Below are 8,482 nucleotides of genomic sequence, written 5' to 3'. Positions count from 1 at the left end.
GTGTCGGGGTTCGGGGCCGGGGTCGAGCCCTCGGGACCGGCGATGATCTGCAGGTAGAGGAACATGGGGATGCTGGGGATCACCGGGTGCACCGCCGACGTACGGGTGTCGAAGACGATCTCCTCGTTGAGGGAGACGGTGACGAAGTCGGCGCGCCATTCGATCGCGAAGGTGTTCCAGGCGGTGAAGTCCCCGCTCACCGGCGTACCGTCGGTGGATCTGCCGCCGCCTTTCAGGACGGGGTACATGGTCCGGCGCTCACCGCCATCCAGGCGCGCCAGCGTCAGAAAGCCCCACCCCGGGGCATGTTCATCGAGGTCGTCCGGGTAGAGCCCGATGACCGGGGAGTAGCCCGTACCGATGTCGAATTTCGCACGGACCTTCCAGACGCCGTACGAGCGCAGCACTCCGTTTTCCGCACACCAGCAGATGGAGCCGGCCATATTGCCGGCCCCGGTGGTGTTCTTGCCCGTACCGATGATTTGTAATTCGCCGTCATTGAGCCGGACCATGCTCGGCGACCACGACGACCCATTGTCCTGATCATCCTCGTGGGCGACCCACTGCGAGGGCGGCAGTTGTCTCCCGGCGAATTCCTCCGTGGCCGAGAACCCCGCGGCGGAGGGCCGACGAGGAGACCGAGTAGACCAGAAGTAGACACCGGCGCCGAGGGCGAGCAGCACCACGAGGCCGGCCGCCAAGGACTTGCGCCGCCACTTCGTCAGCACAGCCGACGCCTCAACCGGCAGCGCCTCGTCAACCGGCAGCGGCGCGGGGACCTTCTTGACGGCGGCCGGGGCGGGAGTCGGCTGGTGGTCGGCGCGCAGGATCTCCTCATACAGACGAGCCATTTCTGGACTCGGGTCGGTGCCGTACTCCTCGGCCAGCCGCTGCCGGTGCAACCGGCACCGCTCCAGCGCCTCGGTCGGGCGTCCCGCCGCCACCAGCGCCCGCACCAGCGTCACGACCAACGGCTCCACCAGCGGGTTCGCGTCGGCCAGGGTGGTCAGCTCGGGCAGCACCGTGGTGGCGTTGCCGACGGCCAGCTCGGCCTCGGCCCACTCCGTTCGGGCGGTCAGCAGTTCCCCGGCCAGTTGCTCGCGGGTGCGGGTCGCCCAGGCCCCGTCCACCCCGGTCAGCGGGTCACCCCGGCGCAGCGAGACGGCTTGCCGCAGCAGCTCGACGCGCCGGTCGGCGGTGCAGGACGGCTGCCGGGCCTGCGCGACCAGTTCCCGGAACCGGAACAGGTCGACTTGATCGTGGCGAGCCGTCAGCCGGTAACCGCCGGGCTGGTTGACCACGGTCACCACCGAGTCGATGAAGGAATCCTCCAGCACCCGGCGGATGCGGGTGATGTAGGTGCCGAGCGTGCGGGCCGCCTGCCCGGGTGGGGCGTCGCCCCAGACCCGGTCGATGAGGGTGGCCGTCGGTACCACCCGGTCGGTGTCGACTGTCAGGGCCGCGAGAACGGCCAGGCGGCGGGGCTCGCCAACTCGCACGGCCTCGCCGCCGGCCCAGATCTCCACCGGCCCGAGAAGACGCAACTCCCCCACGACGTGCATCCTCCCCAGAGCCGTCCTATGTAGCCGACAGTACAACGTAGTGCCACGTTCCCGGACATCACGACATCTCAGCGGCGATCGCCGGGCGGCGCCGCAGCCAGAGCGCCCCGGCACCCGCGGTAACAGCACCGCATGCCCGGCCACACCGCGAGCAGCAGCGCCGCCCGCCGGTGGCGTGTCCGCGGATCGTCAAGGCGGAAGATCATGACATGACCGTACGGCCGGAGCCCGCCGTGCACATCGGGCTGGAGACGGGGCCGATTTCCGCCTGCGGGATGAACTGGGCCCTATTTCGGCTTGTCGCCGGGCTCGGCCTTGGTGGTCACTGCCCTCTCCCAGAAACTGCGCACCACGGGCACCACCTCGGAAACCGCGGGAATACCCGGGCCCGTCTCGCGCGTATCGACCGTGAGCGCCGGCGCCGAGCGTTCCAGCGAGCCGGCCATCCGGTCGATGTCGGTGATGATCGAGCCGGTCAGGACCAGCACGCCGGTGTCGTCGATCCCTGTCCGCACCTTGTGGAGCGTCTGCTGGCGGGCCTCGCGCAAGTCGTCGAGCAGCTCTTCGAGGTCACCGGCATCCTGGGTGGCGTCGGCGTCCGGGTCCGTCTCCAGCCTGGCGTGCGCGGCGAACGCCTGCGAGGCCGCGGTCAGCAGGGGTCCGATGTCGTCCGGCACGCCGGGACAGTGCGGTGCCGCAGCGGCGTCGAACATCGTGCGCGCCACCGAGTTGACCTGGTGCACGCCATGCTCGAGAACGCGACAGGTGTGATGCACCGGGACGACCTCCGCGCGCGGGGTGGTCAGCGACCAGCGGGCCTGCCGGTCCAGGTCCTCCACCGCGTCGACCGCCTCACCGAGGGTTTCGCCGAGCTGACGGGATCGCGCCAGCCACTGCGTGGCCTGGTCCCGGCCGTACCCGCGCGCCGCCCCTGCCCCGAGGTCGCCGAGCAGCCGCGCGATCTCGATCGACAGGTGCGCCAGCTTCTTGTGGGCGCGTTCCAGCGGCGTCATCCCGCCGACCAGCGGTGACAGGATCACCCCGACCACGATGCCCAGCCCCGTTGCTCCGGCGCGTTCCCAGACCACCGACTCGGTGACGCCGCTGCCGGCGACCAGGACGCCCAGCGCTGTCACCGACACCGCCACCGCACCGTCGCCCAGCCGCAGCAGCCGGCCGACGACCAGCCCGCATCCGGCGATCACCGCGATGGACACCGGGCTGGGGCCGTACACGCCCCACACGGCCACCGCGATGCCGATGCCGGCCAGCGTGCCGATCAGGCGTTTCGTACCGTCACGCAGCGAGGCGTGCGCGCTGAGGTGCACCGACAGCATCGCCGTGATCGAGGCGGTGACCGCACCGACCAGGTGCACGGTCTGGGCCGTGGACCAGGCGACGCCGGCAGCGATCGCCGCTACCAGGGTGGCGCGCGCCGTGGCCGGGTCGATTCGCTCGTACGACCGGCGGGCCAAGCGGCGCAGGCGGTCCGGCAGATGCGGCCGCAGCCGGGCGAGCGCGTTCCGGGCGACGGCCTCGACTACTGGCTTGACCGTGCGGCGAAGCAACGCCACGACCAGGGCGCAGAGCGCGAGAACCCCGCCGACCATCAAGACCGGGTCCACGGACTCGACGAACGACTGGAACAACGCTGCAGCTTCCTGTGATGACCGGACGATCCAGTCGCCAAGGTAACTCCGCCGGGACCGGCAAGAGGGCAAAAGCGAAAAATCTTCCGCTTACCGGCGAACTGGCGTGCACGTTGTGTCACCTGGTGGCACGCCTGCCCTGTTTTGGCGACCATGACGCCCCCGCAGCTCCTCCTGACCACCTAGCTGGGCGTCCTGTGGCCGCAGGCCATCCGGCCCGCAGTGGCGAACGGCCGGGAACTGCTGGTTGTCACCGGCACCCGCGACGAGTCCCCGCCTGTCGGCTTCGTGGAGCTCAACAGTGGAGCGTTGCTGCCGGATCGCCCAGCACTGCTGCAACTGCTCGCGCCGCCGGGTCAGCCGGCCGAAGCGACAAGCCCCCGGAAGGTACGGCGATAGCCCTGCGGTGTCACGCCGAGCGCGCTGTGCAGGTGCTGGCGGAGCACTGTCGCGCTGCCGAACCCGGCTTCGGTGGCGATCCGCTCGACCGGCATGTCGGTGGTTTCCAGCAGCGTGCGGGCCCGGTCGACGCGCTGCGAGATGAGCCATTGCACGGGGGTCACCCCGGTTTCCGCGACGAAATGGCGGCTGAAGGTGCGCTTGGTCATGCTGGCGTGCCTGGCCAGGTCGGCGATGGTCAGCGGCCGGTCGAGGTGCTGGGCCGCCCAGTCACGGGTCGGGCCGGTGCCGGTGGCCGACGGTGGCGGGGTGGGGCGCCGGATGAACTGCGCCTGACCGCCGTCGCGCCAGGGGGCAGAGACGCAGCGGCGGGCGGCCTCGTTGGCCACCTGCACGCCGTGGTCGAGGCGGACGAGGTGCAGGAACAGGTCGATGCCGGCCGCCGCGCCGGCCGAGGTCAGCACCCGCCCGGCGTCGACGAACAGCACGTCGGGGCGTACGTCGACGCGGGGGAACAGGCGGGCCAGGGCGTCGGCCAGGGCCCAGTGGGTGGTGGCCGGCAGGCCGTCGAGCAGCCCGGCCGCCGCGAGGATGAACGCCGACGTGCAGGTGCTGATCACCCGGGCCTGCGGGCGGATCAGGGTGAGCGCGGCCGCCGTCGCCGGATCCGGGATGCCGGTGCTGAGCAGGTGGGCCGAGGGTTCCTGGGTGGCGACCACGACGGTGTCGGCCTCGGCCAGGGCACTCTCGTCGTGGTCGACCTCGATGCGGAATCCGGCGTTGGTGGTCACCGGGCGCCCGCCGAGTGAGCAGGCGGTGAGGTCGTACAGGCGCTGGCCGTCGGCGTCGAGGGCTTCGTTGAGCACGCGCGCCGGGATGCCGAGGTCGAAGGGCATGACGTCGGGCAGGGCCAGAACGGCAACGCGATGAGGCATGGCACGAATCCTACGCTCAATGGCCTTCGTGCCACTGTTCGCGCGGTGCCGCCCGGCGAAGACTGGTCGGCATGACGAACGACAACACCATGACCGCGGTCCTTCAGCACTCCCTCGGCGGACCCGAGGTGCTCACCGTCGAGCAGGTGCCGCGCCCGGCGCCGCTGCCGACCGAGGTGCTGGTCCGGGTGCACGCTGCCGGGGTGAACCCGGTCGACTGGAAGACCCGCGAGGGCGCGGGCATGGCCGGGGTGCTGGGCAAGCCGCCGTTCATCCTCGGCTGGGACGTCGCCGGCGTGGTCGAGCAGGCCGGCTATGGCGTGACCACCCTGGCACCCGGCGACCGGGTCTACGGGATGCCCTGGTTCCCGCGTCAGGCCGCCGCCTACGCCGAGTACGTGACCGCGCCGGCCCGCCACTTCGCCCGGATGCCCGAGCGCGCGAGTTTCGCGGAGGCAGCCGCCGTACCGCTGGCTGCTCTGACCGCGTGGCAAGTGCTGGTGGATACCGTCAAGCTACAGCCGGGTCAGCGCGTGCTGATCACCGCGGCAGCCGGCGGCGTGGGGCATTTCGCGGTGCAGTTCGCCAAGCACCTCGGCGCCCACGTCATCGCCGCGGCCGGCCCGCACAACCAGGAGTGGGTCGCGGGCCTCGGTGCCGACGAGGTCGTCGACTACACCGCCAAGCCGCTGGACGAGCAGGTCAGTGCCGTTGACGTCACCGTCGACCTGGTCGGCGACAACCTTCCGGCCATCCGCGCGGTGCGCCGCGGCGGGCTGTTCATCCCGGTGCCCAGCGCCTCCTCGGGGGAGGCTGCCGAAATCGCAGAGACCCTGGGCGTACGGGTGCAGCCGTTCCTCGTGGAGCCCGACGGCACCGCCCTGGCCACCATCGCCGGCCTGATCGACAGCGGGGTGGTCCGGGTCGAGGTCGCCAAGGTCTACCCCCTTACCCAGGTCGCCGACGCGCACGTGGCGATGGCTTCCGGCCGCACCCGGGGCAAAATTGTCCTGAGCGTGCGCGAAGACTGACCCACGCCGGGTCCCGGGTCACCGGCCTCGACCGGCTAGCCTGGTGATCGGGTTGAGCGGAGGGGGCCAGGCATGTCGTCACCGGTCCCGGCGCGACCGCCGACGCTGGACGAGGTGGCCGAGCGGGCGCAGGTCTCGCGCACGGTTGCCTCCCGGGTCATCAACAACGGGCCGCATGTGAGCCGCGCGAAACGTGACGCGGTGGAGAAGGCGATCCGGGAGCTCGGGTTCACGCCCAACCGGGCGGCCCGGGCCCTGGCGACCCGGCAGACCGGGGTCGTGGTGCTGGCGGTGTCCGGCGACGACCCCGGGGTTTTCGCGGACCCGTTCTTCGCGCAGATCATCGTCGGGGCGTCCACCGCACTGGAGAAGACCGAGCTGCACCTGGTCCTCAGCCTGGCCACGACCGGGCACGGCCAGTCGCGTCTGCAGCATTTCCTGCAGACGCGAGGAGCCGACGGGGTGATGCTGGTGGCGTTGCGCGGCGACGATCCGCTCATCGACATCGCCGCGCAGTCGGGTTTGCCGACGGTGTTCATCGGGCTGCCGATGCACGGGACGCCACCGTTCTATGTCGAGGTGGACAACGCCGGTGGGGCCCGCGCGGCGACCGAGCACCTGCTGCGCGGGGGGCGCCACCGCATCGCCATGATCACCGGGCCGGATGACACTGTCGTCGGGCGGGAACGTCACCGCGGGTACAGCGAGGCGTTGACGCTTGCGGGGCTGCGGCCGTACGCCATCGAGGTTGGCGATTTTTCCGAGGCCGGCGGCGGTGCGGCGATGCGCGCGTTGCTGAGCTCCCACCCCGGCCTCGACGCCGTGCTGGCCGCCAACGACAACATGGCGGCCGGGGCCCTGCGGGTGTTGCGCGAAGCCGGGCGTGCGGTGCCCGCCGACGTGGCGGTGATGGGCTTCGACGACCTGCCCATCGCCCTGCACACCGACCCGGCCCTCACCACAATTCATCAGCCCGTGCAGGCGCTGGGCCGCGAGGCTGCCCGCATGCTCGTCGAATTGCTCGACGGCGGGCAGCCGGAACCGTTCATCCTGCCGACGAAAAAGGTGGTGCGGGAGTCGGCCTAGCTGCGATGCGGGCAAGGTCGTGACCGCGGCCGTTCAGGTATCCGCGGTGCACCCAGGCGGTGAAGGCTGCGAGCGCCGCGGGTGACGACTGCGGGGACCAGGCTTCCTCTTTGGACAGATCAAAACAGGTGAGCAGCTTCAGATTCGGGTACGCCCCCGAGCTCAGCGTCGCGTCCATGTCCCGCAACCATTGCGCCTTGTCACCGCCGTCCTCCGAGGAGGCGAACTCGCCGAGCATCACCGGCCGGTGCGGCGCTACGGCGCGGGCTTTGGCGTACGCGGTGGCGAAGGTGGCGTCGAAGCTCGCCCAGTGGTCACCGGTGGGGTCCCAGGACGGGCCAAATCCCCAGTTGTAGCCGTCGATGCCGACCCAGTCGACGTAGCGATCGCCCGGGTAGGCGGCCGCCGGGTCGTTGAAGGGCTCGTCCGGTGCTGAGCCGTTGTTGCAGGCCCAGACCCATTGGACGTTGCGGGCCCCCGCGGCGGTCGCGAGGTCATGGACGTGCCGGTACGCGCGGACGTACAGGGAAGGGTCGGCGTTGTTGTTGGCAATGCCCCACGGATACCAGTTGCCGTTGAACTCGTGACCCCAGCGCACCAGGATAGGTTGCCGGACAGCGGCGAATTCCCTGGCCCGCGCGACGATGTAGCCGTCCCAGGAGTGGTTGAGGATGTCGGCCAGGTGGATCTGGGCCGGATCGGCGACGTCCAGGGCCGGGTTCCAGGGTTCCCAGGTGTAGTGCGGCATGATGCCGCACTGCCACAGCTTCCTGGCCTCGGCCACCGGGAACGGCCGGCCGCTGGCCCAACTGTCGAACCACATCACGCTGGCCGGGACAACTCCGTAAGCGCTGCCGACGTCGGCGGCGATCCGGGTCGGATCGCCCTCGCGGAACACGCCCAGGTACCGCGTTGGTGTCCGGGCCTGCGCGGCCGATGCGGCCTGCGCGGTGCCGGACAGGGCCGCCGTCACAGCAGCCGCTGCCGAACCGAGCAGTGTTCGCCGTCGCATGATGCCTCCCAGCGCGCTTCCAGGTTGGAAGCGCTTCCGGTTTCACGATACGAAGAGTCAGCCATCGATGTAAAGCCACGAGGTATGCGCTTGACAAAGGTTACGTGCAGGTTACAACATCACCGGAAGCGCTTCCAAATCGGCCGGTCAGGAGAGAGCCATGCGTCTTGTTCGATCCCGTCTTCCGGCAGCGCTGACCGCCGCGGTGGTCTGCCTCGTCGCCACCCTGACCCGAGTCGGCGTCACACCGGCCGAAGCCGCCATCGGCCCCACGTTCGTCGACAACTTCGACTCCTGGGCAACCGGCCGCTGGTACAAGGCCGACGGCTACAGCAACGGCGGCATGTTCAACGCCGGCTGGCGCGCCGACCATGTTTCCTTCGGCGCCGGGTTCATGGGCATCAAGCTGGACACTGCCAACTGCCCCAGCGGATGCTCCGGCAAGCCGTACGCGTCCGGCGAATACCGGACCACCGACCTGTATTCGTACGGCCGCTTCGAAGTGCGGCTGAAAGCTGTCAAGAACCCCGGCACGGTGACCTCGTTCTTCACCTACACGGGGCCCAGCGACGGCCAGCCATGGGACGAGATCGACGTGGAGATTCTTGGCAAGAACACCACCCAGCTGCAGACCAACTACTTCACCGGCGGCACCGGCGGCCACGAAACCGTCATCAACCTGGGCTTCGACGCTGCAGCCGGCTACCACACCTACGCCTTCGAATGGTGGAACGGCGGCACCATCAACTGGTTCGTCGACGGAGCCCTCGTCCACCAGGAGAACGGCTCCCGCGGACCCCTTCCCACC

At 70.2% G+C, this 8,482-nt stretch carries 8 protein-coding genes; 3 read left to right on the top strand and 5 right to left on the bottom strand.

Going from position 1 to position 8,482, the window contains the following annotated elements; all coding sequences use genetic code 11:
• The 4 genes from TFC3_RS12280 to TFC3_RS12270 all read right to left on the bottom strand — a co-directional run.
• On the bottom strand, positions 1–1,553 hold a 1,553-nt coding region (locus TFC3_RS12280; RefSeq protein WP_173745317.1), incomplete at its 3' end, for a BTAD domain-containing putative transcriptional regulator.
• 77 nt (positions 1,554–1,630) lie between these two features.
• Positions 1,631–1,768 (bottom strand): hypothetical protein, encoded by a 138-nt coding sequence (locus TFC3_RS37960; protein ID WP_161952585.1) that lies wholly within the window; start codon positions 1,766–1,768, stop codon positions 1,631–1,633.
• A gap of 81 nt (positions 1,769–1,849) precedes the next feature.
• Positions 1,850–3,211, bottom strand: a complete 1,362-nt coding sequence (locus TFC3_RS12275; protein ID WP_236718088.1) for an aromatic acid exporter family protein — start codon at positions 3,209–3,211, stop codon at positions 1,850–1,852.
• A 356-nt stretch (positions 3,212–3,567) separates the two neighbouring features.
• On the bottom strand, positions 3,568–4,545 hold the full coding sequence (locus tag TFC3_RS12270; protein WP_067499289.1) for a GlxA family transcriptional regulator: 978 nt from the start codon (positions 4,543–4,545) through the stop codon (positions 3,568–3,570).
• Between the two features lie 71 nt (positions 4,546–4,616).
• On the opposite strand from TFC3_RS12270, the gene TFC3_RS12265 reads away from it, so the two are divergent.
• Positions 4,617–5,576, top strand: a complete 960-nt coding sequence (locus TFC3_RS12265) for an NADP-dependent oxidoreductase (protein ID WP_153040204.1) — start codon at positions 4,617–4,619, stop codon at positions 5,574–5,576.
• 72 nt (positions 5,577–5,648) lie between these two features.
• Positions 5,649–6,662, top strand: coding sequence for a LacI family DNA-binding transcriptional regulator (locus TFC3_RS12260; RefSeq protein WP_067499287.1), 1,014 nt, complete (start codon positions 5,649–5,651; stop codon positions 6,660–6,662).
• On the opposite strand, the gene TFC3_RS12255 is transcribed toward TFC3_RS12260, so the two are convergent.
• Positions 6,622–7,674, bottom strand: a complete 1,053-nt coding sequence (locus TFC3_RS12255; RefSeq protein WP_082772004.1) for a glycoside hydrolase family 26 protein — start codon at positions 7,672–7,674, stop codon at positions 6,622–6,624. The two genes, TFC3_RS12260 and TFC3_RS12255, sit on opposite strands and share 41 nt — an antisense overlap.
• A gap of 160 nt (positions 7,675–7,834) precedes the next feature.
• Between TFC3_RS12255 and TFC3_RS12250 the strand changes: the two genes are divergently transcribed.
• On the top strand, positions 7,835–8,482 hold a 648-nt coding region (locus TFC3_RS12250; RefSeq protein ID WP_067499283.1), incomplete at its 3' end, for a family 16 glycosylhydrolase.

The sequence above is a fragment of the Actinoplanes sp. TFC3 genome (assembly GCF_001553785.1).
Lineage (GTDB): Bacteria > Actinomycetota > Actinomycetes > Mycobacteriales > Micromonosporaceae > Actinoplanes.
The sequence above is the reverse complement of the archived record's forward strand: the minus strand, read 5'-3'. Positions and strand labels throughout refer to the sequence as shown.